The following is a 25,985-nucleotide window of genomic DNA, read 5'->3' on the forward strand; positions in this document are numbered from 1 at the left end:
TGGCCAGTTGAATACGGATAAAATGCGGACATAGTTAAAAAATGATTATGAAATCGAGCTTCATTCCACCAACGCGCTTTTTTCCTTACCTCCGCTGGACAGATATCCAGGCTATGCCGGATAAAGCAAACGTGGTGTTAATTTTACCTGTGGGAGCGATCGAACAGCATGGCCCCCATCTGCCGCTAATTGTGGATGCGGCAATTGGTGAAGCAGTACTGGGTAAGGCGCTGGAAAAACTAGAACCCGACATCCCAGCTTACGCCTTACCATCCCTGTACTACGGCAAATCGAACGAGCACTGGCATTTTCCCGGCACAATTACCCTCAGCGCCCAAACTCTGTTGGCAACCATTACCGAAATTGCCGAAAGTCTTTACCGCGCTGGTTTTCGCAAACTGGTGTTGATGAATTCCCACGGGGGTCAGCCCCAGGTGATGGAAATTGCGGCGCGGGATCTGCACGTCAAGTATGACGATTTTTTGGTTTTTCCTCTATTTACGTGGAGGGTACCGCAGATAACCAAGGAATTACTGACACCCAAGGAACTACAGCTGGGTATTCATGCGGGTGACGCCGAAACCAGTTTAATGCTATCCATTTTGCCCGACCAAGTGAAAATGGAAGCGGCGGTGATGGAGTATCCCGATTTCCCAAACGATAATCTTGTAACGATGGAGGGTAGGTTGCAATTTGGCTGGGTGACGCGAGATTTGAGCCAAAGCGGAGTTGTGGGCGACGCGACTGTGGCGACAAAAGAGAAAGGCGATCGCATCCTAGAATCACTTTCGGATAGCTGGGTAAAAATGATTAAGGATGTTTACCTTTTTCCTCAACCTACTTTTTGAAGTTGCTGGCGCAGAGGAATTTCAATCATGAATTGTGTCCCCTCTCCCAGTACGCTTTCACAAAAAATTTCTCCGCCGTGATGCTCCACCACAATTTGATAAGCGATCGACAGACCCAATCCAGTTCTAACACCTAATTTCTTAGTTGTAAAAAATGGATCGAAGGCTTTCTTTTGGATTGCTTCTGTCATTCCTGTACCATTATCGCCAATACGAATTATTACTCGATCGCCCTCCTTAATTTGCGTGCAAATACTAATGGTAGGTGATGGATTTAATTGTTCCGTACTCCCCTCTAACAAAGCATCGTTCGCGAAGCGTGACTCCAAAGAGTCAATCGCATTATTCAAAATATTCATAAAAACTTGATTAATTAAACCTGCATAGCATTCCACGAAAGGTAGCGTTCCGTATGCTTTTACTACTGTAATAGCTGGACTATTAGACTGTTCGTTAAGCCGATGCTGTAAAATCATCAAAGTGCTGTCCAACCCTTCATGAATATCCACTGGTTTGAGTTCCGCCTCACCAAGACGCGAAAAATTTCGCAAACTCAACACAATATCTCTGATTCGTTCAGAGCCTGCCTTCATAGAAGCTAAAAGTTTCGGAAAATCTTCTGCGAGAAATTCTATGTCTAGCGACTCTTGCAATTGCTGAATATCTGTGGAAGGATTGGGCAATATTTGCTGATATAGTTGAATTAGTTGTAACATCTGATAACTGCACTCATTTATATAACGAAGGTTGCCATAGATAAAATTAATTGGATTATTAATTTCGTGGGCAATTCCAGCCACAGTTTGACCCAATGAAGACATTTTTTCACTTTGAATTAATTGAGCCTGGGTTTGTTGCAGCTGGTGCAAAGCTTGCTCAAGCTGTTGGGATTTCTCCCGCTCTAAAGCTGACGACTTTTGCAGGAGAGCATTTTGTTCGGCAAGTTTATTTTGCAAGCGCTGGATAGTTAAGTGCGTTTCAACTCGCGCCAAAACCTCTTGAAATTGAAACGGTTTGGTAATGTAATCTACTCCACCCACAGAAAAAGCTTTAACCTTATCCAGTACATCGTCAAACGCACTTAAAAAAATTACAGGAATCTCGCGATTTTTGTCATCGCTTTTCAGTTTTTTGCAAACCTCATAACCATTTATTTCCGGCATATTGATATCGAGCAAAATCAGATCCGGAGGAGAAGCCTGCACTCCCATCAGCGCCATTTGCCCATTCAGTGCTTTGCGAACTTTATATCCAGAATCAGTCAACATATTTGCTAAAAGGTTGATGTTATCTAGAGTATCATCAACTATTAAAATTTTTCCTTTTGATTCGCGCTCTTCAGTCATGATTAATTTGCTCAATTAACTCAGTAATTTTATCAAAACGAACTTTTTTAGATAACTCTACCAAGCAGTTAGCTATACGTGCATCTGAATTTTTGATTTGTGCGCTCAGTTGTACGATCGTCTCATCATCCAATGCTTTAGCAGCTTGGTATAGTTGGACTATCCACTCATTTGGCATAGCAGCCAAATCCTCTGAACTCACTTGCCAGTTAGTGGTTTGTTCTGGGATTTGTAATTTTTGTTCGAGCTGTGATTCTTCATAGACATAACGCACCCCCAAATATTCAGACATTTTACTAAAAATCAGTTCTTCTCGAAAAGGTTTGCTGACAAAATCATCGCATCCTGCTGCTAAAACCGTGGCGCGGTTCTCTGCAAAAGCGCTCGCAGTTAAAGCAATAACTACAGGTGGAGGAACGGGGCATTCAGAATAATGATTCCCTTCTTCACCATAGCTTTTTTGGATCGCTTTGATTTGTTTAGTAGCCTCATATCCGTCCATCACAGGCATCTGCATATCCATCCAAATTAGGTGCGGCTGCCAATTTTGCCAGATAGAAATAGCTTCTACACCGTTAACAGCTTCTTGCACTTCAAAACCTAATGGAGAAAGTAAGTTAACAAGCAACAATCGGCTCTCCCATTTATCATCAACCACCAAGATGCGATACTGAGGTTGGTCTGCCGCCAAACCAATTACCTTTTTGCTAGGTATTTGACTGGGGACTTCCCTTGCTTCGGCGAACTTAATTTGGATATTAAATTTAAAAATAGTTCCTTTACCCAATCTGCTGCTGACGGTGATATCTCCCCCCATCAGTTGTACGAATTGACGGCTAATAGGTAAACCCAAGCCTGTACCAGACTGAGATTTCTTACCTGTTTCTGTTTGTACGAACGGAGCGAATAAGGTTGACAATTCCTCCGGTGCAATGCCTGGGCCTGTATCTTCTACTTGAAATTGAATTATTATTTTTCCTCTACTTTTTTCATCTGTTATATCGTCTAATTTATCGGCCAAAATAGCCGAACTATTTGCTAAATTTGAAGAATTGATAACCAATAATACCCGTAATGTTACACTACCTTTTTCAGTAAATTTGATCGCATTTCCTACCAAGTTAATTAATACCTGACGTAACTTACTTTCGTCAGTTTTTACATATTGGGGAATGTCTTGGGAACGCTCGAAAATAAGTTGCAATCCTTTAGATTCAGCTTTAAGCTGGAACATCTCTGCGAGCGTATTGAGGAGTCGGAACAGGTCAAAACTATGTTCGTGCAGTTCGATTCTGCCTGCCTCGATTTTGGACATTTCTAGTACATCGTTAATCAAGGTGAGTAAATGTTCTCCGGCGCGACTAATAATCCCTAAATGTTCTTGCTGTTGCGTGGTGAGGGAAGAATCCCGCGCTAGGACTTGGGTAAAGCCTAAAATAGCGTTTAGCGGCGTTCTCAGTTCGTGGCTCATTTTGGAGAGAAATTCGCTTTTGGCGCGATTGGCTGCATCTGCGGCTTCTTTTGCTTTTTTAAAGTTAGCTTCCGATTCCCGTAAAGCATCTTCTGCTTGTTTGCGATCGGTAATATCTCGACCTACTGCCTGAAATTCGATAAAGTTACCTGTATCGTCAAAAATAGCCCTGTCTGTCCACTGATGCCATCTTTGCACTTTCCCAAACAAGACTCTATGTTCGATCGTCCCTATCGGGTTATCTAAATTTAAAGACGCAAGCAACTGTGCGATATTAATTTTATCTTCTTCCGACACTAAACCCTCAAAGCTACGCCCGATTAGTTCGGATCGCTTGGCGTTAAAATATCGACAATACGCATCGTTGACAAATGTCAGGGTACCATCAGGTTTGAAACGACAAACTAATTCGGTTTGATCTTCTACAACTGCACGATAGCGTTCCTCACTTTGCCGCAGCGCATCTTCTGCACGTTTGCGCTCGGTAATATCGTTCATGACCGAAAGGGTATAGACTTCTCCACCCAGATCGATCTGATCTGAAGATAAAAGTATCGTCCTTACATTGCCTGATTTAGTGCGAACGTTTAATTCTTGATTTCGTATTTTTTCATCTACTTGCAATACTTGTGCGTATTTATGGAAGTCTTCGGGATTAAACAAAATATTAGTTTCCAGTACTGTATGACCGATAACCTCCGAGCGGGAATAACCAAATATACTCAAAAAGCTATCGTTTACATCAATATATGTGCCATCTGCAAAATTGGTAATTGCGATCGGAAATGGCGAAGAAAGAAAAGCTTTGGCAAACTTTTCTTGCTCCACTCGCAAAGCTAATTCTGTTTGTTTTCTAACGATAATTTCCTGTTGCAATTCTTGAGTGCGCTCTTGCACTTTAACCTCTAGGGTCTGGGCATACTCTTTTTGAGCTTCATAAAGCTGAGCATTTTCTAGACAAATCGCTGCCTGGGAACAGAGCAATTTCAAAATTTCCAATCGTGCCGGAGTAAACGCCCCAGTAGTTAAGCTGTTTTCCAGGTAAAGAATGCCGATTAACTTACCTTGACCGAGTATAGGAGTACACAAAACAGATTTAGATTGCTGCGCGATGATGTATGGATCGTTGGTAAATTTTCCCTCAGTACGTGCATCGTTTAAAACTACATCTGACTGACTTCTGGACACATAATTAATAGCAGATACAGGCAATATATCGCTACTTATAACTGGCATCGATTGCCGTACTTTTACCTCATTTTTGGCCATATTACCGGAGGCTTCTATTAGTAGTTTACCTTCTCTGTTGAGAATTAGAAAACCTGATTCTGCTCCAGCATTTTCCATAACGATAAGCATCAGCTTTGCCAGTAAATTATCCAGCATAACTTCACCAGCAAGCGCTTGACAGGCTTTGATCACTGTGCTTATATCTAGCACGCTTTCATAACCTTTAGTGGAAATCGATTGCGAAGTTTTTGTGAGTGTCACCAAATGCAATTCTGCCGAACTGTTTCCTACCGTCGGTGCAGCTGTCATGGCAACATCTTTACTGATGGTTTCGCGGTGAACCAAGGACGAGAAAAACTCAGGATATCTTTCTTCTAAATCTTTAATCTTTGTTTTGTCTCCACAGCGAATATAGGTATAGTAAGACTGAGTTAAATAAAATTCCCCTACTTTCTTTATACCAAGAGACAAATAAAACTCTGCTGCTAGTTCGTTTGCTAGTGCTTCTTCCTGAATGTATCCGTTTTGAGAAGCTTCTTGAATCGCTATTTGATAATATTCGTTTGCTCGGTCATCTTGACCCAATACTCGTGCTATTTCTGCTTCCACTAAATCGTACTTATGTTTAAACTTATCTGGATTCTCATAAACCCACTCTTTCATTTTCTTTTGATTGGATGCAACTCGGCTTAAATATTGCTTTTTTTCTCTTTTTGAAGCCTTGGGATATTCAGCCAATAGTGCCAGAGAATAATGTATATTATGTACAGCGTTCTGCATATTACTACCTATAAATTTTGTGTCTTTTTTAGCAATTTTACCTGGTTCTATTTTTATTAGATCTCCTCGCTCCAACCCAATTTCCATTTTCTCGCCCAGAGGTATTGTTTTTTTTGGAGGCTCTTTCCAGAGCGAGATAGCGGTATTTTGTTAGAAAATGTAAAGATAAGTTTTGCTTAATAAGTTATTTAAAAAATAGCTTTCTTTAGGTTAGCTTTTTTGTTCCTGTGTGGCAAGGGCTTCTTCTGTTTGTCAAATATCAATGACAAGCGAAAAATAGCGGCTCTCCCCTGCTAAGTGTGAAAGGGCGAGTTTGCGGACATAAAACTTAAGATATGAAAAAGCTTTATACACTGATAATACGAGCAAAACAATCTCAGATGCCGATCGTACAGTGTATGGGACAGCCAAAAAAGTAAAGATTTTTTTACGTTTTTCACGAAACGCAGTAGGTAAGAGTATACTGGTTATTTAACCTATTTTTGGATTTGTAGCTCGATCGCATCTCCTCGCCTGCGCCTCTAGTAGGAGAAGTTTCATAGTTTTTGGATTGTCGTCATTTCCAATAAACCATTAAAAATCAACATATACTATTATCTTTCTCCAACACCTCGAACAATTGGCGGAGTAGGTTTCGGCTCCATAAAAATTGCTTTAATTGCTTCTTCGAGAGTTTTTCCCATCACAATCTTGTTCTCATAAGCTACAATTACCCTTACTAATGTCGGCAAGCTATTGTGCGTTGCTTCCAAATAAAGCGGTTCTACATAAATCAAAGACTTCTCGATCGGAATCGCCAAAAGATTTCCTTGCAGCACTCGCGAACCTTCGCGATTCCATAGAGCAATTTGCTGGGAAATGACCGGATCTTGGTTAATTAACGCCTCAATTTGTTCGATTCCATATACCAGTTCTTGTTTAGGGAACTGGTAAAGCAATAGCTTTCCGTAGTTTTCTCCATCCGAACGTCCTGCTAGCCAGCCAATTAAATTAGGGCGCTGGGTGGGGGTAAATGGCAACAACAGAATAAATTCTTCGTTTGCTTCTGTAGGCAATTTCATAATTAAATAGTAAGGTTCCATCCGTTGCGGTTCGTTACCGTAAATTTCGGTAGGAATCTGCCAAACATCTTCGCGATTGTAGAAAACTTGGGGATCGGTCATGTGGTAAGTCAGCAATCTTTCTGATTGAATGCTGTAAAAATCTACAGGATAACGCAGATGACTGCGTATGGTTAAAGGCATCTCGCTTAATGGTTTAAATAGTTCGGGAAAAATAGCTTTCCAGGAATTAATGATTGGATCTTGGAAGTCGGAGATGTAGAAAAAGACCTTGCCATTGTAAGCATCAATCAGAACTTTGACCGAATTGCGTATGTAATTGAATTCGTCTTTTCCGGGATCGGAATAAGGGTAGCGTTCGCTTGTAGTATAAGCATCGACTAGCCAATACAAATAATTTCGCGAACTAGAGTAAACACTTTTATCTGCTACATAAAGATTGGCATTAGCTACTACAAGATATGGATCTTTGTCATAGCGTAAAAAAGGAGCGATCGTCCTAATTCGCACATCGATATTTCGGCGCAAAAGCACTTTAGTCTCAGACGTAAAGTTGCCAGTAAAAAGCATTTGCCAATCTTTCAAATATTCAGCAAATACTAAACGACGCCACCATGAATTAATACGGATACCACCCCGTCCATCATAGGAATTATAAACATTTTCATCACCCGTAGGATAGTCCAACTCGTTCACTTTAGTTGGAGCCATCACATAATTATCAGTAATTTCGCCATAATAAATTCGAGGATAACCAATCGGAATGCTAACACCAATCTTTTGACTGGAAGTTTCCAAGCCACCACCTTTATTTGGATTGGGGCTATTAATATTTTTAACGAAGTAATCTGGCAGCCCTCCAGCCCCAACGGTATTCACAGGAGACATAGTAAAACCATAACCGTGAGTATAGATTAAGTGTTTGTTTACCCAAGTTTGAGCTTCTTTTGGTACAGCACTGTAATCTAACTCGCGTCCTGCCAGAATTACTTGCCGCTTTTCAGTATCATTATTATCGCTTTTCAAGGTGTAGCGATCGATATCAGCGTTAGCAAACTTGTAATAGGGTCGAATTTGTTGCAGTTGTCGATTAGTTTGCAATAGGGGGCGCGTATCCCAAAGACGAATATTATTAATAGTCAGATCGTTAGCCTGGATTTTTTGATAAGTTAGCCCTCCTTCAGGTTCAAAAGTTCTGACTTCGATATCATCCAGACCAAATGCCTGACGTGTGAGGGTAATACCGCGCTCTATGTAGGGTCTTTCTCTCGCTAATTCGTTAGGTTGGACGATGAACCGTTGCACTGCATTCGGCAATAGAACGGCAAAAGTAAAGACACAAAACAAGAAAGAAATAGGCAAAATTATACTTAGCTTATTTAACCAAGGCTTCTTTTTTGGAAACCAGAAAACAGTTTGCCACAGCAGGAAAAGGCCGATCGCCAGTGAGAGAAAACTTAACCCGGTATAAACAGGTAATTGCACCGTCACATCCGTGTAAGTGGCACCGTAAGTAACTCCGCGATTAGAATAAACCAGTTCGTAGCGACGTAACCAATAGCTAAAAGCTATACTAAGCATGAAAGCACCGCCCAGTCCGTATAAGTGGCGCTGCTGTGACCTGCTGAAACCGGGAAAAATTCCTTGGCTGAGGCTATCTCCAGATAGTAAATAGACTAATGCGACAGCTAACAAGGTGTACAAAAATAATCCGACTAGCCAAAATTCTAGTAATTCTCGACCGGGCAAAATAAATACATAAAAACTAATATCTCTATGAAATAACGGATCGGTACGGTTGAATAATATAGGATGAAAATACTGCAAAACCTCAGCCCAGTATCCCGATATAATTACACCAAAACATAAACTCATTAGCAGCCCGACCGCTTTCAAGCAAAACTGGGGGCGACTGATAATCGGGATCGCCATAATTGTCAATACACCCAGCCACCAAATTTGCCCTGACGGTAACCCCAAAATCTGCCAAATCGAACTGAAATCGAAGCGAGGCGGTAATAATGGTGGCGCAGTGGCACTGCTGCGATCGGGTTGCCAAAAGTTTAAGGCAGCGCGACCGTAATGAATTAACATCATCCCGATCAGGAAACTCAATACCACCACGATCGGCAACAGCCAGGGCAGCTTTATCGTTCTTGTGACAGAAGATACTCGGATCTGCGCTTTCGTTGTTTCTGGTTTGGGATGCTGCCACCGTCGCGCTATCCACAGATTAAGCACGATAAAGACTGTGCTGGCAGTGGATGCGATCGCCCACAACCCCAGCTGCGTCTTGAGACTCAACAAAAATACCGACAGATACCCAACTTCGTTAAACCATAAGATTTCTACTGCTAAATGGGACAGCAGGTCATAAACCAACCACAGTCCCAGCAGTAAAGCGATCGCTTGAAAAATGATTTTCCACAACACAGATTTTAGCAATTAGCTCGATTTTGCCAATAGCTACATTTTGCACCAAGTTGCACTTTCCCCATCCTTGAGTCTAGATCCTCTGTAAGTATGGGTAGGTGCGATCGCCAAACCAGGCATAGGCATTTATTCCCGTTTCCCCGACCCCAATTCTTAAAATATCTAAACTCCGCTCGGACAACGGGAGTATTTATGGCATGATCTCAAAGTAAATGATTTAGCGGTTTCAGATCAGAGGAAACCAATTATTATGGCGCTTAGACTTGGCGACACCGTACCCAACTTTACTCAAGCATCGAACGAAGGCGAAATCAACTTTTACGACTGGGCAGGCGATAGCTGGGTCGTACTTTTCTCCCACCCCGCAGATTATACACCAGTTTGCACCACCGAGCTAGGCGAAGTCGCCCGTCTCAAACCAGAATTTGACAAGCGCAACGTCAAAGCGATCGCTCTGAGCGTAGATGACGTGGAATCTCACAAAGGCTGGATTGGAGATATCGAAGAAACCCAGAGTGTCGCTCTCAATTATCCCATTCTGGCAGACCCGGATAAGAAAGTCTCTGACCTTTACGACATGATCCACCCGAACGCCACCAACACCGTGACCGTTCGGACAGTCTTCGTAATTGACCCGCAAAAGAAATTGCGTCTCAGCTTCACCTATCCTCCCAGCACAGGTCGCAATTTCGACGAAATCCTGCGAGTCATCGACTCCCTGCAACTGACGGATCAATATAGTGTAGCGACTCCAGTTAACTGGAAAGATGGGGATGATGTGGTGATTGTCCCTTCTCTCAAAGATCCCGAAGTCCTCAAGCAGAAATTCCCCAAAGGATACGAAGAAATTAAACCCTATCTACGGATGACACCTCAACCCGACAAGTAAAGTAAAAGTAGGGTGGGCAATGCCCACCTTTTTTTTAATATGTTGTTGTGCTTTATGCTTCAGTCATAATGTTATTTAGTAAAAGTAACCCTTGAGGAAATTGATATGCTTTCCGAACTAATAGTATTGCGGATGCCGCCAGCACTGCAAATGACAGACGAGCAATTTTTTGAGTTCTGCCAAATCAATCGCGATTTACGCATCGAACGTAACAAATTTGGAGAATTAATAATTATGCCCCCCACTGGTTCGGAAACAGGAAATAGAGAAGGTAATGTATTTGGGCAGTTATGGGTGTGGTCGGAACAAGATGGTACTGGTATAGCTTTTAGCCCAAGTACCGGATTTAAACTGTCAACAGGTGCAGAGCGATCGCCGGATGCTTCCTGGATAAAATTAGAACGGTGGAATGCTCTTTCTTCTGAAGAACAACAAAAGTTTGCTCCCATTTGTCCCGACTTTGTAATTGAACTCAGGTCGCCTTCCGATAACCTGAAACCATTACAAGAAAAAATGGCAGAATATATGAGAGAGCCTGGAGTACAATTAGGCTGGTTAATTGACCGAAAGCAGCGAAAAGTTTATATTTATCATCCAGCTAGAGAAGTAGAATGTTTAGATAATCCCGATAGAGTTAGCGGCGATCCTGTATTGCCTGGATTTGTTCTGAATATGAGTAAAGTTTGGTAGAAAGAGCGATCGCACTCCCAAAAAATTCTAAATCCTAAAATACCGCAATAAGTGAAAATTTTAAAGGAACTTTAAGTAAATCCAAAAATGGACATCAAAAACGGCTTTATAGGCACTGTTGGCAACACGCCCCTAATTCGGTTAAACAGCTTCAGCGAAGAAACCGGGTGCGAAATCCTCGGCAAAGCAGAATTTCTCAATCCCGGCGGGTCTGTGAAAGACCGCGCCGCCCTCTACATTATCGAAGATGCCGAACAAAAAGGTTTACTCAAACCAGGCGGTACAGTAGTTGAAGGAACCGCAGGCAACACAGGCATCGGATTGGCCCACATTTGCAACGCCAAAGGCTACAAATGCCTGATTATCATTCCAGATACTCAATCCCAAGAAAAAATGGATATGTTGAGGACGTTGGGTGCAGAAGTGCGTCCCGTTCCAGCCGTACCTTACAAAGACCCAAATAACTATGTGAGACTTTCTGGCAGAATTGCCTCGGAGATGGAAAACGCTATTTGGGCTAACCAATTCGATAATTTAGCCAACCGTCACGCCCACTACGAGACTACCGGAAAAGAAATCTGGGAACAAACAAACGGTAAAGTTAATGCCTTTACTTGCGCTACCGGAACAGGCGGCACTTTAGCAGGTGTAGCGATGTACCTAAAAGAAAAAAATCCCGATGTGAAAACTGTTTTGGCAGACCCAATGGGCAGTGCGCTTTACAGTTACATCAAAACAGGCGACCTTAAAATGGAAGGCAATTCGATTACAGAAGGAATTGGTAACAGTCGCGTTACCGCTAACATGGGAGATGTGCCGATCGACGACGCGATCCAAATTGACGATAAAGAAGCAGTGCGCGTAATTTACCAACTGTTGAAAAAAGATGGTTTATTTCTGGGCGGTTCTTCCGGTATCAACGTAGGTGCAGCTGTAGCATTAGCAAAGCAAATGGGCCCAGGTCACACGATTGTCACCATCCTCTGCGATAGCGGCAGTCGTTATCAATCGCGACTTTACAATCGGGAATGGATGGCATCAAAAGGGTTGCTACCCGATTAGGCATCGGTCAAAAACAGATGAAAAATGACCGATGACAAATCACAAATAATGCCATTTCCCAGAACAGTTTTAATTTGCCACAGCAACGCTTGCCGCAAACAGGGTGCAGCCAAAGTCCTAGCTGCTTTTCAGGCGCACCCCGTTCCAGATGTAAATGCGATCGCCTCCGGTTGTCTGGGACAGTGCGGCAACGGCCCAATGGTACTCGTAGAGCCAGACAATATCTGGTATAATCGCGTACACCCAGATGAAGTACCGACCGTAGTAGAACGCCATTTGCGCGGCGATCGACCTGTGACGGCAATGCTCTATCAGAAGAAACTAGGGCGTCGGGAGGAGTAAATTTCTACTTTTGACTTTTCACTTCACTGAGGAGTGTAAGTCAAAAAAGGAACAGCAACTATTTCTCCTTCCACTTCGCCAACCTGTACCTTTAATCCTTCGCCGCCAGCTTTGGTACGAATATAACCCAGTCCGAAGCAACCGCGATCGCTTTCCGTATAGCTGGTAAGTTTACCGACTTTTTCATCTCCAACAGTAATAATGCTACCGGGTTCGGCAGGTGCTTGTAGACGAATACCCCAAAGTTGTTGCTTTACTCCTTTATAAGTATTCAATCTCGCAATAGTTTCTTGACCGATGTAGCAACCTTTATTAAAAGAAATTGTTTGCCACAGTCCCGCTTCTAAAGGATTGTAATCCTCAGTCAGTTCGCGATCGGGCACTGGGCGTCCTTGTTCTGTTCTTAATTGTTCCCAAATGCTAGCGCCCATAGGCACAGCACCCGCTTGCACTAAGTTACTCCAAACTTTCGGCGCATCGCCCGCAGGAACAATTAAAGTGTATCCCGGTATTGCCAAACCGCTACCCACAGCAATGCGAACTTCCACTTTATCCCCCGCATCGGAAGAGAGGTTAGGCAAAATCGGCAATAACTGATGACTGGCGTAGGCTTGACCGATAATTGACCCAGCCCCCAACTTTTCCAAAATCGCATCGCTTTCCGGCCCAATCAAACTAAAAGTAGCCGTATCATCTGTAATATCGGTTAACTTGACCTTATCCGCGAAAAAGATATATTGGTCTAACCATTTCATCAACTTCTCGCGGCGATTCGGCGAAACCAGCAGCAACACAGCATCTTCCAAGACATAGCCAGTCGCTAAATCGATTGTGCGAGCTGTAGAGGTGACAAAAACAGTATCGCAACCTTCTCCCGGTTTGAGTTTCTGGAAATCGTTGGTACTTTGGTTGTGCAAAAATCGCAGTCGATCGGCATCACCAACCAGAATTCTACCCCAGTGAGAGCGATCGCACAAAGCCACCTTCTCTTGCGCCGCCAAAATAGCTGCCGCATCATTGCCAAAACTAACAGCTACCGAATCCTCGAATTTCGCTCCAATTGATACTTCTACATCTCGCAATGCCTCAATCATTTCTGCCTGCCTCTGCGTTTTCTTTTGCGTACATTTCCGTCAAAAAAATTACTAAACATCCGGCAAATCAGTAAACACTTGTTCCACGATTGCTCTTGTTTTTACCTCTAAACGCTCCCAATCCACATCCCCAGTTTCATCGATCAGACTTGTATCGATATCAACTTCTTGACTTTCCCATTCGCTATGTGTGGGTTTGTAGTCAAGGAAACACACTTGATAGCATAGATCCCACAAGTTGACGCTCATTTGATAGTCTCGATGCTGCAAACAAAGCAAATACCCTGGATAAGGGTATTGCACTTCTTCGTAAGTACCCTTCCAAACAGATTGCTCCAACTGTTTGCGAATGTTATCGATGACGCGGAGAAAGGCAGGTTGCATCAGTAGTTCGGCTTGCTGCCATGCCACCATGTTAGTAATTTTGGGCTTCATGGGCTTGAAGTAGTGAGAAAATTGCTTTGACTTTGATAATCCCACGACACGAATCATAGAATTTCAAATTCAACAAGTCTACTTAAAACCTTAGCGCTATCTTCTCACAGGCGGTGGCGCAGGAACGTTGAGACGCTGTGGCTCAGATGTATTCAGGCGCTGCGGCTTAGGGATACGCTCCAAGGAAGCTTTAAAAAAATAAACCCGGCTACAGTATTCAGAAGAGCTAGAGCAGATGGTTTCTATCGAAACATTGCTAACGCCGACAACATTGAATAACAAAGAGGCTGTCTGCGCCGCTGTCACCGTTCGAGTAGCTACTTGCCGCCCATCCAAGTAAATATTGACAGTGTTGGGAGGGCTGGTTGTATCCCTGTCCAGCATACCAAATTCCAGCTGAAGAGTTTGAAATTTGGGCTCGGAATTTTCTGGTCTGATTCTACAAGTAACAGCGGCAGAGCCATTACTCGGACTCAGATTCATCAAACTTTTATAGACCGCTCTACCAATAGCAACATCTTCGCTATCCGGACGCCAGCGACCGGGGCCACTACCAACGCAAGTAGTCTTTACAAGAGAAACAGGGTTTTCGCTCCCCTGTACAACTTGTCCCCCTATGATTGCCACAGTCAAGGATAGCATTGCGCCAGCGATGACTTTACCGATCGACTTGGTTGTTTGCATAAGTAGATTTTCAAGCTAACAGGTAAAAATCCTTACCTATGATATCCAATTGCTCGCGCCAGAACAGGTTAATTTTCAAAATTACAAGCTAATAAGCTTAAAATCAGAGCTGAAGCCCCCATCTGCTTTGATTTGCTGTTTGCAGCAGATTCCTCGATCTCCGTCATTCTTAATACGAGCAGCGGCAGTCTTCCAGCCCTATTATATAAGTGCGATCGCGACCCTGCTTTTTGGCTTTATAGAGAGCTTTATCAGCCGCAGCCACTAGCTTTGCAGGTGAAGATACATCACTGGGAACCGTGCTAGCAACCCCCAAACTGAGAGTAACGTACTGGCGGATTGGAGATCTGGTATGACTGATTTTCAACGCTTTTACTCTTCTGCGGATTTGTTCTGCTAAGTAGAACGCATCCCTTGGCTTTGTGTTTGGCAAAATTACCGCCAACTCTTCTCCCCCGTAACGAGCTACCAAAGCACTCGGACGATTTACCGCTGCTTGAATAGCTTGGGCGATTTGCTGCAAACAGAAGTCTCCTGCTAGATGTCCGTAAGTGTCATTGTAAAGTTTAAAAAAATCGACATCGCAAAGAATTAAAGACAAAGGCGATCCGCTTTTACCAAAGTTGAATTCGTCAGATTCTTCTATTTGCAAACGCCGCCATTCTTGATTTAGGTAAGCATTAAATCGACGGCGATTTGCTAGCTGCGTCAGGCTATCTAAATTGGCAAGGCGACGCAATTTTCGATTTGCTATCTTTAATTCTTCGTAAAGTTGAGCTTGTTGAATAGCTATTCCCACTTGCGTAACAAATTGCTTGATTAAATCTATTTCTACTTGCTGCCACTGTCGCGATCGCGAACATTGAAGAGCGATCAGCAATCCCCATAATTCTTCTCCCTGCTTGATTGTAACTACTAAGTCTGATTTGACTTGAAAACGAGTTAATAAGTCAACATAGCAACGATTAAAGTCACCTGGATAAATATTTCTTGTGTCTCTACCTTCTCTTTCTCTATAAACATCGAATAAGTTTTCTGTAATGCACGAATCTATACTTGCGTTTTCTAAAACAGATGTCCATTCTGGGCTAACAGATTCTACAGCTACAAATCCACTGTGCTTAGATTTAAATTGGTAGATAATCACGCGATCCATTTGGAGAAACTGCCGTACTTCATTTACGGTTGTATTGAGAATTTCTTCTAAGTTCAAAGATTTACGGATACGCTCTTGCATAGAGGCAATCAATCGCTCTGTCTCCATCTGCTTTTGCAAGCGTACATTTTGCTCTTCCAGTTGCTTTTGCAGGTTGTTGATAGTTAGGCGGGTTGTAACTCTAGCTAAAAGTTCTGCTGGCAGTATGGGTTTTGTAATATAATCAACCGCTCCAAGTTTAAAGCCTCTTATTGTGCATTCCGTTTCTGCTTTTTCAGTCATTAAGACCACAGAGATGTTTTTAGTAACTTCATTTAATTTTAACTGACGACAAGTTTCAAATCCGTCAATAATTGGTGATGTTGTATCCAAAAGTATGAGATTCGGTTGGTAATATTCAGCTTGATAAATAGCTGTCTCGCTATCGGTCGCAAACAATAGCTTAAAATCTAAATTGATTAGGATTTCGCGCAAAAATTCTAAATTACTAATAGCATCGTCGATAATTAAAATCGTATTTTTATTAGCCTGACAAATGCTAAGTTCGATTTGAAGTTGATGATTGGGGATTTGAGGTTGTTCTAGCATATGACCACAGTAAAAATCAGGAATAAGTAAATTATTCCTTGTTTTGCTAGTTCGTTGCGTGATTGGCTACCTTGAGCCTTTGTGAACATTACGTATAAATCCGGTGTTTTTAAACTGTATTTCTATGTGAGTTTGTCCCCATAATGCTTGTGATCTGGGTCACAAGCCTCTCCGACTCCCAAGTAAAAGCAGCTTGACTGCAAGGTTACGATCGATACTTTATACCCAGGTTAGTTTGGTATAGTGCGATCGATCTGGCTTATGCTCGTGTAGCCAGGACTTCAGCCGCCAAAACAATTAGCACCCCACCTAAAATCTAAAAATCTTAGCTAAGAGTCTTGGCAAACCCAGAAACACGAGTTATGCTATTCCCATGAACCTTAGCCAAGATTGTTGGGAATCATCGAATGTCCAAGATCATCTACGATGTCATCCAGCGCTTCGAGGTAGAAAACGGCGTCCCGCGCCTAGTGTCAACCAATATCCAGGTGATTCAAGGTGGCGAAGATTTGCTGTCTTTAGCGATCGATATGCTGATTCAAATGGGTTTTTACGAAAAGTTTGAGGAAAAACGCACATCTCAATATATTGGCTATCGGCTTAAAAATGCTGGAAAAGGAGAGAAACGCTATCAGGTTATTCTGGCTCAAAGAATAGATAAATTATTTATTTCTATTTCTCAAAACATTCTCCAGCAACATATTTTAGAATTTAAATTTTTAGATGGAGTAGAGGAACAAATGGTTAGTTATTATTGGATACGTCCTAGTAAAGCAGAAAATTTTATGGAGGTATGCGCCAAGACTGGTTGTGCAGTTACTGTAGATATGCCTTTGGTCGGAAATTTTGATTTAGATCAGGCTGATGAAGATATGTACTATGGTACTAAGACCCGTTTTTACGGTTACGAATTTATGAGACTGATGAAAGAGAGTGATTGTTGTTTAGTAATAATAGGACAAGATCAACTTTTTCATTATACCTGGCAAGTTGGTATTAATTCTAAAGAAGTGCTAGAAGAGTTTTTAGGCTACTTTGGAAAAATATTGATGGAGCAAAACCAGTGTCTATCAAAGTCAAAAGGCTGATTAACCCATACGAAGAAAGGATGCTGGAATTTCTTCAAACCTGCATAGATAAAAGTTATAATATCCACACACAGGTTAGCTTATGCCAATTCTGTGAAATAGATAGCCATCTTGAACATGAGTTAAGAAATTTTTTCTTTAGCTCTAGCGTAGATGCTCTCATCACAGACTTTGACTACAAACCTTGCCTAGTCCTAGAGTTTCAATCATCATACCACAATTACCCAGAAGCAAAAGAGCGAGACAGGAAAAAAGCTCTTCTGCTCGAACTTGCCGGAGTACCGTTGCTCTATTCCCAAATAAAAGACTTTGGTATACTGCATCTTTACTGCAAAAATGAGGAAATATTTTTCAACCTATTTACCGGAAAAGGCAGAGAAAATGCCAAAAATTTAATTGAAAAGTATTGCCAACAATCTGCTAGTTGTAATCTTCTAGTCCCAGCTTGGTAAGTATATGTAAAGCCCGAAAGCTACCGCAGTGATAGAATAAAAAAGCAAGACTGTTAGGAGGGGTGTAAAATTAGTACAAAAAGAAGCGAACATTCAGAAAATAGGCGAGACGAAGGAAGACCTGTAAGTTCCGCCTTCACCGATGTTTAGAAAGCAAGACAGAGTGATGTTTTTATTCAGCCAGACGGTAGATATGTAGTTCGAGGAGATAGAGGAAGAGAACACATCTTTGAACGAGATGGAGAGTTGGTTACAAGCATTGAACGTTCTAATAAAGCTCATCAACTCAAAATCAGGAAAGGAGAAAGACAGCCGTTAACGGATGATGAATTTGCACGGTTTCAGGAGATATTCAAATGACTTTAGAACAAATGAATTTAGAAGAAAGTCTAGAAATCGATTTGGAAGACCGACTTTCAGATTTGACAGCAGACTTAGTGGCATTGGAAAGCAATAGCGCATTTTTAGCTCGCCTTTTTTCCTTAGAATCAGGTAAATGGGTAGACCTAGAACCTCTATGCAGCGAGCTTAATGAAATTAGGAGTGAAATTGCCGAACTGAAAAAATCTTTTCAGGGAACAATCCGAGTAACTTGGCTAGACTACCCTGACGCGGAAGGGTTTTGTACGATAGTATTCTTTGTCGCAGCATTACATTGGAGTAACTTAGCACTTTATAACCAGCAGTTGTTCTTTAAAAGATTTTACGAAACAACTTCTACATCTGCATAATTTTTATTGTGATGGGAGCCAAGTTCTCAAACCTTTTATGGCCATATTTCATGCAGATCGCACTTTTTAATTAATCTGCGATCTGCATTATTATACTGTTGTTATCACATTTTGCAAATCCCCCCAATCCAGTCAGCAAATTTAACCAATAATCGCTTGCTAATAGACAAATAATTAATATTTTCACACGGCTTAAGCAAAGCGATATTGACTATAATATCGCCAACATTAACTATGTTTATTATCAATACGAATGAGGTTGCCTAAGCGGCAACCCCGTATAATAAACCCACATTACTTAGCAGAACTAACCAACATCCAGAGCAAAGATTACCCTGCTAAAGACACCGTGTTTGTGAATGCGCTAGCGGCAACAGGTATAATTTGTATGCTACAGCGGATCTCGTCAGCATCTCCTGTCGTTGCATCTTCTTGCAGCTCTTTCCTCAGTGCCTTGGCTGTACGCATCCGCGAAACAGCAACTCCTGCTCCCGGTATAGTTATGTCTTGAGTTGGTAGAATATTGCTGACCAAAACTTGATCTACTGGATTAGGCGCATCTACTCCCAAGACCTGGATGACTTCTTGAAATTTAAACCCATCTGTCTGTAAAGCAACTTCGTTTGCAGTGAAAGTTACATTGTATTTAACCTCAATTTTTACCTTTTGTTGACCGCCCTCAGTAAATGGGGTTAAAGTGAGGGTTGGACTAGCAATAGTTGCCATAATTATTCTCCCTTTTTTTGACTATCAATGAGTTAATCGAATTGTTACAACAGCATATTCCTTTACGTAAATTACCTATCCGGATATTTCGTTCTGTAAATTAGAAGTTTTCCAAACTTGTTTCTCAGCCGTTCCGCTTCAAAACCCACACGAGTGTTGCCTAACACCAATTGTCGCTGTAGTGTTACATAGCTCTTTTGAAAAAAAGAAAAAGTAAAAAAATATTGCATTTTCCATGAAAAAATTTACAGCGTAAAATTACTTTATTGCGATCGCAGATTTTCAAGTAAAGCGATCCCGCCGCGAATATACCGTTACCCTCACCTTTTCGCAAACACACCCATTAAGATTTTCATACTTGCTCCTATGCAACCCAAACGGATGCTACAATCAACAGCCATAGCTAGGGGTGCCCCTCAAACCGGGCTGAGAACAAACCCTTTGCACCTGAGTCCGGGTAATACCGGCGGAGGGAAGCTGTTTATTCGAGGAAATTAATATGCGTACCGAATGGGTAGCGAAGCGTCGCGGGCAAAGTAACGTTTCTCAAATGCACTACGCCCGCCAAGGCGTTATCACTGAAGAAATGCAACACGTCGCCCAGCGGGAAAATCTCCCAGCTGACTTGATTCGCGACGAAGTGGCACGGGGGCGGATGATTATCCCCGCCAATATCAATCACACTAACTTAGAACCAATGGCGATCGGCATCGCCTCTAAGTGTAAGGTTAACGCCAACATCGGCGCTTCCCCCAACTCCTCCGGTATTGAGGAAGAACTGACTAAGCTGAAACAAGCGGTGAAATACGGTGCCGATACCGTGATGGACTTATCCACTGGTGGCGGTAACTTGGATGAAATTCGCACCGCTATTATAAATGCTTCCCCAGTTCCCATCGGTACTGTGCCGATTTACCAAGCATTAGAAAGCGTTCACGGCAAAATGGAAAATCTCACGCCGGATGACTTTCTCCACATCATCGAAAAGCACGCCCAACAAGGCGTAGACTACATGACGATTCACGCAGGTATTCTCATTGAATACTTGCCTTTGGTGAAAAGTCGGATTACCGGAATTGTTTCTCGCGGTGGCGGGATCATCGCCCGGTGGATGTTGCATCATCACAAACAAAATCCTCTCTACACCCACTTCGCGGATATCATCGAAATCTTTAAGAAATACGATGTTTCTTTCAGTTTAGGCGATTCTCTCCGTCCCGGTTGCACTCACGATGCCTCGGATGCTGCCCAACTCGCAGAATTGAAAACTCTCGGTAAACTCACCCGCAAAGCTTGGGAACATAACGTGCAGGTGATGGTGGAAGGGCCGGGTCATGTGCCGATGGATCAAATTGAGTTTAATGTCAAGAAGCAAATGGAAGAGTGTTCGGAAGCACCTTTCTACGTGCTGGGGCCATTAGTAACAGATATTGCTCCCGGTTACGACCATATCACTTCTGCGATCGGTGCGGCGATGGCAGGCTGGTACGGTACGGCGATGCTGTGCTATGTAACACCAAAAGAACACTTAGGTTTGCCGAATGCAGAAGACGTGCGAAATGGGTTAATTGCTTATAAAATAGCTGCCCATGCTGCGGATATTGCCCGTCGTCGTCCGGGGGCACGCGATCGCGATGATGAACTCTCGAAAGCGCGTTACAACTTCGATTGGAACCGCCAATTTGAGTTAGCATTAGATCCCGATCGAGCCAAAGAATATCACGACGAAACCCTCCCAGCAGATATCTACAAAACCGCTGAATTCTGCTCGATGTGCGGCCCGAAATTCTGCCCGATGCAAACAAAAGTTGATGCCGAAGCATTGGAAGAATTGGAGAAGTTTTTGGCTAAAGAGCCAGTAGCTAAAGGTTAATATAGTAAGGTGGGCAATGCCCACCTTACTTTTTTAATCCTGACTTCAACTCACATTATCAAAACTCAAATATGCGTTGTCTCTCTAATTTAGCTTTTGGCGGTTTCGCTCTTAGCTTATTTGCTCACTTATTAACTTTTTGGGAAATAGATATTATTGAAAGATTCCCGGCAATCTGGTTATTGCACTTAGGGGCATTTATTTTTTATATTCCGATAATTATACTAGATAGAAAGTTCAGACAAAGCCAAAATATGCCTGATATTTTATCTATACCAATGCCAAACTGGTTACGGCTTGCTATTTATGGCTTTTTCTACTATGCAATTATTAATTTTATTTTGTTTTTCTTTTTATCAAGCGGTGGAGCGCCTGACGAACATAATGGCAAGTATTTCCTAAAAAATCATGGCCAGGTTATTAGAGAGCTTACTTTACAAGAGTACCGTCAACAAAAAGCTTATATTATTAGAGGTTTCTCAGGGCATTCGATGTTGTTTTACCTCATACCAGCTGCGTATTTTCGGTATTACAAGTCTGAATCTTCCTCTAATAACGTATAGAAACGGCGATCGCTTTCTCGTTTCCACTCTTCCAATTCGTTAAAACGGCGCTCATTTTCTTGTTTCCACGCTGCTAATTCAGCTTTTCTGGCTTCATTCTCTTGCTGTTGCTGCGCTGCTAACTGTAACGACGCTTGCGCTGTAACCCTTACCCCATCTACGCTATCTTTTAATTCCGAAACGCTTTCTCTTAGTTCCGAAACATCAGAGGCTAAACTGTCCAGCATTTCATCTGTCCATCTCACCCTTTTGCTTTCATTATCTGGTGTTTGTGTTATAACTATTTTCTCCTCAAATTTAAACTTATAAACAAATTATCAGCAAAACTCACCCAGCAAATTTATTTTAGCAAGTCGCAAACTCCTCTAGCCGTGTCTGGAAAATCACGGCTAGAATTAGCAATTCCCAACTTTATTTTAAACTTTCAATTGCTTATACCTTTCCTGAATTTCCCCGATCGCAAACACCGCCTCAAACTTCAACCCAACAGATTGGTATAATTCAGCACCACCCTGTTTTCTATCCACCAGCGAAATCACTTCCTCAACCACATAACCCGCATCTCGCAACCGCTCAACAGCCTTCAGCGCCGATCCCCCAGTTGTCACCACGTCTTCCAAAACGACTACTTTTGCACCCTGCGGTAATTCCGGCCCTTCGATGTAAGCTTTTGTACCGTGTCCTTTCGCTTCCTTGCGGATAATCAACGCGGGAATAGGACGATTTTCATAAGCAGAAACTACGCTGACGGCGGACACGATCGGATCTGCACCCAAAGTCAAACCTGCTACCGCCTGAGTATCCGTAGATAGTATCGATAACAGAATACGTCCGATCGCCAAAGCCCCGTGAGGATGCAGCGTTACCAATTTACCATTAATGTAATAAGTGCTACGCTGACCGGAAGAGAGAACAAAATCGCCTTCTTTATAAGCCAGTTGGCAGAATAAATCTAGAAGTTGCTGGCGCAACATCGAGATATCTGAAGTAGCCGAAATTACACCAAAATCGCTGGGTGGTTTGATTCCACTGGTCATTGCAGTTGATAATTAGAAAGAGCCAACAACGATCTTAGACCCAAAGATAGGTTAATATTTGGGAAAAGTGAGGGTGAAACTTATGAGTATACGGAACGGTCTTATAGGTGCTTCGATCCTGAGTGCCCTTTGTACCCTGTTTGCGTTTGCTTCTCAAGCAAATGCAGAACCCTTAAACCCACGTAGAACATACATCAGTCCAAGCAGTTACGGTATCGATCAATTATTTGAGCGCACTTTCTTCAGCCACGATAGAGAAGCTTTCAGAAATCGTTCAATAGAACGGCAGTTAAATTTGCTTTTCGGCCCTTATGTGGAGAATGAAATTAACAGCGATGCTAAAGCAATTCACGAACTGTACAAGAATGTCCTAAGACAGCAGGTATCGAGCGATCCGGTGCTTCGCACTCCAGATTTGCCTAATCCCTATAATAGTTCCTTGCTTCAACTACCTTCTTTCAATTCCTATAAAGGAAACACTTCGGTTACCGGCACAGAGTTTATCTACGAAGAACAGCCACCCCGCTAGGGTATCGATTGAATTTTTTCTGGGTGAAAAGAAATCGGGTTTCTTTGGGTGGCTCTCCCGTTTTTGTGGTGATAATACAAACTTATCTAATCGTAGGGTGGGGGACGGCACGGGCGATAATTTTAGTACTTTCGATCGATAATTTAGTTGCCGTGCCGTAAGCCACCATCGCACTCAACTGTAACACAACAAACATTTTTCCCCATAAATCAGCAAGAGCCGACAATGGTTTATTGAATCTGAATATCGGCAGTGCAGGAGTTGAACCTGCCTGGGGCGAATTATGAGTTCGCTGCCTAAACCGCTCGGCCAACTGCCGTTTATTTGTAGTTACCGTTGTATTATATTAGCTCTTTAGCCAACGATCGTTTCCCTACTTCCCCAATCAGCCAAGGGCGCGGAGTATTTTAGGTAGTTTCCGATCGCAGGTTTGCTACAACTCGTTCAGTCCTGAGCAAGCCGCCTTCCTATTGTATAATCAGTCAGCTTAGTTCGACAACCCTTAGATACTAACTAAGATATAAATCGTCAGATCGATCGAAAGTAGGGAAATTAGGGTAAACCCGTATTGACTATGAAGTTGAATTCAACTGTAGCGTTAACTTTAGTTTTGCTGGTTCTGATGCTTGGGGCTGGCCTGGTAAGCGGAATGTGGGGATTTGCTTTGGGACACGAAGCTCTCAAAGGCGTAAGTCAACCGGATGCTCGCCCAACAGCCAAAACGAAAAATTATAAGGAGACACCGGCGGGAACACAACCCCTGGTAATGTTAAAAGAAGCAGATATCATCAAAAGTGTCAACGTCAGAAAGCAGGGTAAAGGGAAGCAAGCTAAGGCAGACAAAAATGATGAGCCTAGCGAAAAGCGGACTAAATCACTTTCACCATCTGAATCTACACCATCTACTGCAACCAATGCGGCATTTCCGATCGTTACCAAAGATAAGGGCGTTACCCTAGAAATCCGATCGGTGCAACAGCAGCAAGGCTCTTTACTGCTCGATGTCAGCTTGAAAAACGAGGGCGACCAGCCTGTAAAGTTTTTATATAGCTTTTTGGATGTCACCGATAACCGGGGTCGTCCCTTGAGCGCCAGCGCAGAGGGGCTACCAGGAGAATTGCCTCCCAACGGCGAGTCATTTTCGGGAACGGTGAGTATCCCTACCTCTGTACTCGAAGGCGCAGATCGACTTTCCCTGACCCTGACGGACTACCCGGATCAACAACTGCGCCTCCAAACCTCTGAGATTCCAGTAAGATAGGAAGGCAAAAGTCAAAAATCAACAGAAGCACGATCGGAACGGCTTCTGAATTTTGACTTATAATTGCTGCTTTTTGGTTTGGATTTTGTCTTTTGCCTTTGGCATACTTGCCTTTTTTACAAATGGTTGCCGCCTTTGTGCTTGTCTCGGTCGCTGAGCGGGGATTAAGTCAAGTTTCTTTCCTAACGTGGCCAGACACGGTGCTGCGGTTATTGTCGGTGCTGCTGCTCATTACAATCAATGCTTTTTTTGTAACTGCTGAGTTTTCGATAGTCTCGGTACGTCGATCGCGCATCAACCATTTGGTAGATTCTGGCGATGCCCAGGCTAGAGCCGTACAACACCTGCAACAAAGCATCGATCGCCTTCTCTCTACAACCCAACTCGGTATAACTCTCTCCAGTTTGGCTTTAGGCTGGATTGGCGAAAGTACAATGGCAGTCCTGGTAGCGAACTGGATGGCGCACCTGCCTCTACCGGAAAAGATGAGTATTGCGATCGCCCATACTCTAGCCGTACCGATGGCTTTTTTGTCGATCGCCTACTTGCAGATTGTTTTGGGAGAACTTTGCCCCAAAACCGTCGCCATGCTTTATTCCGAGCAGTTAGCAAGAATTTTAGCACCCCTCAGTCTGGCGATCGCCCGCTTTTTCAAACCCTTTATCTGGATTCTCAATCAATCCACCCGCTTGCTGTTGCGACTTGTGGGTATCCGCTACACAGGACAAGGTTGGAAACCGCCTGTTACCCCAGAAGAATTGCAACGGATTATCACCACTTCCAGCGAATCCACCGGACTGGAAGCAGAAGAACGAGAACTGCTGCGAAACGTATTTGAATTTGGCGATGTCTTGGCGGGAGAAGTAATGGTTCCCCGCACCAGCATAGCGGCTATTCCCAGCACCGCCACCTTCCATACACTCTTGAACGAAATTGCCTCCGCAGGACACTCTCGCTATCCTGTCATGGGAGAATCCCTGGATGACATTCGTGGCTACATTGACTTCATCGAACTAGCCGAACCTTTGGCCCAAGGTAGCTTGACTCTGGAAACAGCAATTCAACAGTGGATTCGCCCAGTCAGATTTGTACCGGAATATACTCCCTTGAGCGAACTATTGGCAATGATGCAGCGATCGCACCAATCAATAGTAATGGTAGTCGATGAGTTTGGCGGCACTGCCGGCTTGCTTACCCTCAACGATCTGATTGCCGAAATCATTGGCGACACCGGCGAATTAGATAGTAACGAAGAAGTAATTGTCCAAAGTTTGGACGAGCAAACTTTTCTGGTACAGGCGCAGATGAACTTAGAGGAACTCAACGATCTTTTGGATTTGGGTTTGCCTCTTACCTACGAGTATCAAACTTTAGGTGGTTTTATCCTTTACCAGCTGCAAAAAATTCCCAATCCAGGAGAAACTTTACACTATAAAAATCTGGAATTTACGGTTGTTTCTACTGAAGGGCCGCGCTTGCATCAAATTCGCATTCGACGCTTGGAAGCCTCCCCGGATTTTCTGCAACACAGCAAGAGAGATGACTCCTCAGAACAAAAAGCGATCGCGCCAGACAACGACACCCGCACCAACAACTCAAACACCGACCTTTAGTTG

Annotated in this window: 23 protein-coding genes, 1 tRNA gene and 1 riboswitch; of the genes, 13 read left to right on the forward strand and 11 right to left on the reverse strand. The window is 43.0% G+C overall.

The window, feature by feature from the left end; all coding sequences use genetic code 11:
* The first annotated feature begins 47 nt into the window (after positions 1-47).
* Positions 48-848: a creatininase family protein gene (locus tag ACE1CD_RS03705; RefSeq protein ID WP_374790738.1), complete on the forward strand. Its 801-nt coding sequence runs from the start codon at positions 48-50 to the stop codon at positions 846-848.
* On the opposite strand, the gene ACE1CD_RS03710 is transcribed toward ACE1CD_RS03705, so the two are convergent.
* From ACE1CD_RS03710 to ACE1CD_RS03720, 3 genes are all read right to left on the reverse strand, one after another.
* Complete coding sequence (locus ACE1CD_RS03710) at positions 833-2,194, reverse strand: response regulator (RefSeq protein ID WP_374790740.1); 1,362 nt, start codon at positions 2,192-2,194, stop codon at positions 833-835. The genes ACE1CD_RS03705 and ACE1CD_RS03710 overlap by 16 nt on opposite strands.
* A complete protein-coding gene (locus ACE1CD_RS03715; protein ID WP_374821707.1) occupies positions 2,187-5,558 on the reverse strand; it encodes a PAS domain S-box protein in 3,372 nt (1,123 codons plus the stop codon). Before ACE1CD_RS03715 ends, ACE1CD_RS03710 begins: the two co-directional genes overlap by 8 nt.
* A 710-nt stretch (positions 5,559-6,268) precedes the next feature.
* On the reverse strand, positions 6,269-9,169 hold the full coding sequence (locus ACE1CD_RS03720) for a UPF0182 family protein (protein WP_374821710.1): 2,901 nt from the start codon (positions 9,167-9,169) through the stop codon (positions 6,269-6,271).
* A gap of 250 nt (positions 9,170-9,419) precedes the next feature.
* Here ACE1CD_RS03720 and ACE1CD_RS03725 point away from each other — a divergent pair, with 250 nt between their 5' ends.
* From ACE1CD_RS03725 to ACE1CD_RS03740, 4 genes are all read left to right on the forward strand, one after another.
* Complete coding sequence (locus tag ACE1CD_RS03725) at positions 9,420-10,058, forward strand: peroxiredoxin (RefSeq protein WP_374790746.1); 639 nt, start codon at positions 9,420-9,422, stop codon at positions 10,056-10,058.
* Between the two features lie 105 nt (positions 10,059-10,163).
* A complete protein-coding gene (locus ACE1CD_RS03730) occupies positions 10,164-10,748 on the forward strand; it encodes a Uma2 family endonuclease (RefSeq protein WP_374790748.1) in 585 nt (194 codons plus the stop codon).
* A gap of 87 nt (positions 10,749-10,835) precedes the next feature.
* The gene (locus ACE1CD_RS03735; RefSeq protein WP_374790750.1) at positions 10,836-11,810 is read left to right on the forward strand and encodes a cysteine synthase A; all 975 of its coding nucleotides are present in this window, start codon (positions 10,836-10,838) and stop codon (positions 11,808-11,810) included.
* A 24-nt stretch (positions 11,811-11,834) separates the two neighbouring features.
* Positions 11,835-12,152, forward strand: coding sequence for a ferredoxin (locus tag ACE1CD_RS03740; RefSeq protein WP_374790752.1), 318 nt, complete (start codon positions 11,835-11,837; stop codon positions 12,150-12,152).
* Positions 12,153-12,175: 23 nt separating this feature from the next.
* Here the strand turns inward: ACE1CD_RS03740 and ACE1CD_RS03745 are convergent, their stop codons facing one another.
* The 4 genes from ACE1CD_RS03745 to ACE1CD_RS03760 all read right to left on the reverse strand — a co-directional run bounded on the left by ACE1CD_RS03745 (position 12,176) and on the right by ACE1CD_RS03760 (position 16,109).
* On the reverse strand, positions 12,176-13,246 hold the full coding sequence (locus ACE1CD_RS03745; RefSeq protein WP_374821712.1) for a YgfZ/GcvT domain-containing protein: 1,071 nt from the start codon (positions 13,244-13,246) through the stop codon (positions 12,176-12,178).
* A 51-nt stretch (positions 13,247-13,297) separates the two neighbouring features.
* Positions 13,298-13,681 (reverse strand): hypothetical protein, encoded by a 384-nt coding sequence (locus ACE1CD_RS03750; protein ID WP_374790756.1) that lies wholly within the window; start codon positions 13,679-13,681, stop codon positions 13,298-13,300.
* Positions 13,682-13,777: 96 nt separating this feature from the next.
* Positions 13,778-14,365, reverse strand: a complete 588-nt coding sequence (locus ACE1CD_RS03755) for a hypothetical protein (protein ID WP_374790758.1) — start codon at positions 14,363-14,365, stop codon at positions 13,778-13,780.
* A 169-nt stretch (positions 14,366-14,534) separates the two neighbouring features.
* Positions 14,535-16,109: a diguanylate cyclase domain-containing protein gene (locus ACE1CD_RS03760; RefSeq protein WP_374821715.1), complete on the reverse strand. Its 1,575-nt coding sequence runs from the start codon at positions 16,107-16,109 to the stop codon at positions 14,535-14,537.
* Between the two features lie 407 nt (positions 16,110-16,516).
* On the opposite strand from ACE1CD_RS03760, the gene ACE1CD_RS03765 reads away from it, so the two are divergent.
* From ACE1CD_RS03765 to ACE1CD_RS03775, 3 genes are all read left to right on the forward strand, one after another.
* On the forward strand, positions 16,517-17,197 hold the full coding sequence (locus ACE1CD_RS03765) for a hypothetical protein (protein ID WP_374821718.1): 681 nt from the start codon (positions 16,517-16,519) through the stop codon (positions 17,195-17,197).
* The gene (locus ACE1CD_RS03770; protein WP_374821720.1) at positions 17,173-17,649 is read left to right on the forward strand and encodes a DUF2726 domain-containing protein; all 477 of its coding nucleotides are present in this window, start codon (positions 17,173-17,175) and stop codon (positions 17,647-17,649) included. Before ACE1CD_RS03765 ends, ACE1CD_RS03770 begins: the two co-directional genes overlap by 25 nt.
* 356 nt (positions 17,650-18,005) lie before the next feature.
* The gene (locus ACE1CD_RS03775; RefSeq protein WP_374821723.1) at positions 18,006-18,380 is read left to right on the forward strand and encodes a hypothetical protein; all 375 of its coding nucleotides are present in this window, start codon (positions 18,006-18,008) and stop codon (positions 18,378-18,380) included.
* A gap of 330 nt (positions 18,381-18,710) precedes the next feature.
* Here the strand turns inward: ACE1CD_RS03775 and ACE1CD_RS03780 are convergent, their stop codons facing one another.
* Entirely contained in the window at positions 18,711-19,106 is a 396-nt protein-coding gene (locus tag ACE1CD_RS03780) for a hypothetical protein (protein ID WP_374821725.1), read from the reverse strand.
* Positions 19,107-19,501: 395 nt separating this feature from the next.
* A riboswitch (TPP riboswitch) is annotated at positions 19,502-19,598 on the forward strand.
* A 7-nt stretch (positions 19,599-19,605) separates the two neighbouring features.
* Between ACE1CD_RS03780 and thiC the strand changes: the two genes are divergently transcribed.
* Complete coding sequence (thiC, locus tag ACE1CD_RS03785; protein ID WP_374790769.1) at positions 19,606-20,979, forward strand: phosphomethylpyrimidine synthase; 1,374 nt, start codon at positions 19,606-19,608, stop codon at positions 20,977-20,979.
* Positions 20,980-21,050: 71 nt separating this feature from the next.
* The gene (locus ACE1CD_RS03790) at positions 21,051-21,542 is read left to right on the forward strand and encodes a hypothetical protein (RefSeq protein WP_374790771.1); all 492 of its coding nucleotides are present in this window, start codon (positions 21,051-21,053) and stop codon (positions 21,540-21,542) included.
* Here ACE1CD_RS03790 and ACE1CD_RS03795 read toward each other — a convergent pair.
* Both ACE1CD_RS03795 and pyrE read right to left on the reverse strand, forming a co-directional pair.
* Positions 21,509-21,787, reverse strand: a complete 279-nt coding sequence (locus tag ACE1CD_RS03795) for a hypothetical protein (RefSeq protein ID WP_374790773.1) — start codon at positions 21,785-21,787, stop codon at positions 21,509-21,511. The two genes, ACE1CD_RS03790 and ACE1CD_RS03795, sit on opposite strands and share 34 nt — an antisense overlap.
* A 171-nt stretch (positions 21,788-21,958) precedes the next feature.
* The gene (gene pyrE, locus ACE1CD_RS03800; RefSeq protein WP_374821841.1) at positions 21,959-22,516 is read right to left on the reverse strand and encodes an orotate phosphoribosyltransferase; all 558 of its coding nucleotides are present in this window, start codon (positions 22,514-22,516) and stop codon (positions 21,959-21,961) included.
* A gap of 145 nt (positions 22,517-22,661) precedes the next feature.
* Here pyrE and ACE1CD_RS03805 point away from each other — a divergent pair, with 145 nt between their 5' ends.
* The gene (locus ACE1CD_RS03805; protein ID WP_374821728.1) at positions 22,662-23,108 is read left to right on the forward strand and encodes a hypothetical protein; all 447 of its coding nucleotides are present in this window, start codon (positions 22,662-22,664) and stop codon (positions 23,106-23,108) included.
* Between the two features lie 246 nt (positions 23,109-23,354).
* Here the strand turns inward: ACE1CD_RS03805 and ACE1CD_RS03810 are convergent.
* A tRNA-Ile gene (locus tag ACE1CD_RS03810) sits at positions 23,355-23,427 on the reverse strand.
* 255 nt (positions 23,428-23,682) lie between these two features.
* Here ACE1CD_RS03810 and ACE1CD_RS03815 point away from each other — a divergent pair.
* Together ACE1CD_RS03815 and ACE1CD_RS03820 are read left to right on the forward strand one after the other, a co-directional pair.
* A complete protein-coding gene (locus tag ACE1CD_RS03815) occupies positions 23,683-24,369 on the forward strand; it encodes a hypothetical protein (protein WP_374821731.1) in 687 nt (228 codons plus the stop codon).
* Positions 24,370-24,491: 122 nt separating this feature from the next.
* Positions 24,492-25,982, forward strand: a complete 1,491-nt coding sequence (locus tag ACE1CD_RS03820) for a hemolysin family protein (protein ID WP_374821844.1) — start codon at positions 24,492-24,494, stop codon at positions 25,980-25,982.
* Positions 25,983-25,985: the final 3 nt, after the last annotated feature.

The sequence above is a fragment of the Aerosakkonema sp. BLCC-F183 genome, from assembly GCF_041929145.1.
Classification (GTDB): domain Bacteria; phylum Cyanobacteriota; class Cyanobacteriia; order Cyanobacteriales; family Aerosakkonemataceae; genus Aerosakkonema.

Excerpts from the sequence above, each read along its gene's own strand:
- ACE1CD_RS03705 (WP_374790738.1), top strand. The coding sequence starts at position 48 with ATGAAATCGAGCTTCATTCCACCAACGCGCTTTTTTCCTTACCTCCGC.
- ACE1CD_RS03710 (WP_374790740.1), bottom strand. The coding sequence starts at position 2,194 with ATGACTGAAGAGCGCGAATCAAAAGGAAAAATTTTAATAGTTGATGAT.
- ACE1CD_RS03715 (WP_374821707.1), bottom strand. The coding sequence starts at position 5,558 with ATGAAAGAGTGGGTTTATGAGAATCCAGATAAGTTTAAACATAAGTAC.
- ACE1CD_RS03725 (WP_374790746.1), top strand. The coding sequence starts at position 9,420 with ATGGCGCTTAGACTTGGCGACACCGTACCCAACTTTACTCAAGCATCG.
- ACE1CD_RS03730 (WP_374790748.1), top strand. The coding sequence starts at position 10,164 with ATGCTTTCCGAACTAATAGTATTGCGGATGCCGCCAGCACTGCAAATG.
- ACE1CD_RS03735 (WP_374790750.1), top strand. The coding sequence starts at position 10,836 with ATGGACATCAAAAACGGCTTTATAGGCACTGTTGGCAACACGCCCCTA.
- ACE1CD_RS03740 (WP_374790752.1), top strand. The coding sequence starts at position 11,835 with ATGACCGATGACAAATCACAAATAATGCCATTTCCCAGAACAGTTTTA.
- ACE1CD_RS03745 (WP_374821712.1), bottom strand. The coding sequence starts at position 13,246 with ATGATTGAGGCATTGCGAGATGTAGAAGTATCAATTGGAGCGAAATTC.
- ACE1CD_RS03750 (WP_374790756.1), bottom strand. The coding sequence starts at position 13,681 with ATGAAGCCCAAAATTACTAACATGGTGGCATGGCAGCAAGCCGAACTA.
- ACE1CD_RS03755 (WP_374790758.1), bottom strand. The coding sequence starts at position 14,365 with ATGCAAACAACCAAGTCGATCGGTAAAGTCATCGCTGGCGCAATGCTA.
- ACE1CD_RS03760 (WP_374821715.1), bottom strand. The coding sequence starts at position 16,109 with ATGCTAGAACAACCTCAAATCCCCAATCATCAACTTCAAATCGAACTT.
- ACE1CD_RS03765 (WP_374821718.1), top strand. The coding sequence starts at position 16,517 with ATGTCCAAGATCATCTACGATGTCATCCAGCGCTTCGAGGTAGAAAAC.
- ACE1CD_RS03775 (WP_374821723.1), top strand. The coding sequence starts at position 18,006 with ATGACTTTAGAACAAATGAATTTAGAAGAAAGTCTAGAAATCGATTTG.
- ACE1CD_RS03780 (WP_374821725.1), bottom strand. The coding sequence starts at position 19,106 with ATGGCAACTATTGCTAGTCCAACCCTCACTTTAACCCCATTTACTGAG.
- thiC (WP_374790769.1), top strand. The coding sequence starts at position 19,606 with ATGCGTACCGAATGGGTAGCGAAGCGTCGCGGGCAAAGTAACGTTTCT.
- ACE1CD_RS03790 (WP_374790771.1), top strand. The coding sequence starts at position 21,051 with ATGCGTTGTCTCTCTAATTTAGCTTTTGGCGGTTTCGCTCTTAGCTTA.
- pyrE (WP_374821841.1), bottom strand. The coding sequence starts at position 22,516 with ATGTTGCGCCAGCAACTTCTAGATTTATTCTGCCAACTGGCTTATAAA.
- ACE1CD_RS03805 (WP_374821728.1), top strand. The coding sequence starts at position 22,662 with ATGAGTATACGGAACGGTCTTATAGGTGCTTCGATCCTGAGTGCCCTT.
- ACE1CD_RS03815 (WP_374821731.1), top strand. The coding sequence starts at position 23,683 with ATGAAGTTGAATTCAACTGTAGCGTTAACTTTAGTTTTGCTGGTTCTG.
- ACE1CD_RS03820 (WP_374821844.1), top strand. The coding sequence starts at position 24,492 with ATGGTTGCCGCCTTTGTGCTTGTCTCGGTCGCTGAGCGGGGATTAAGT.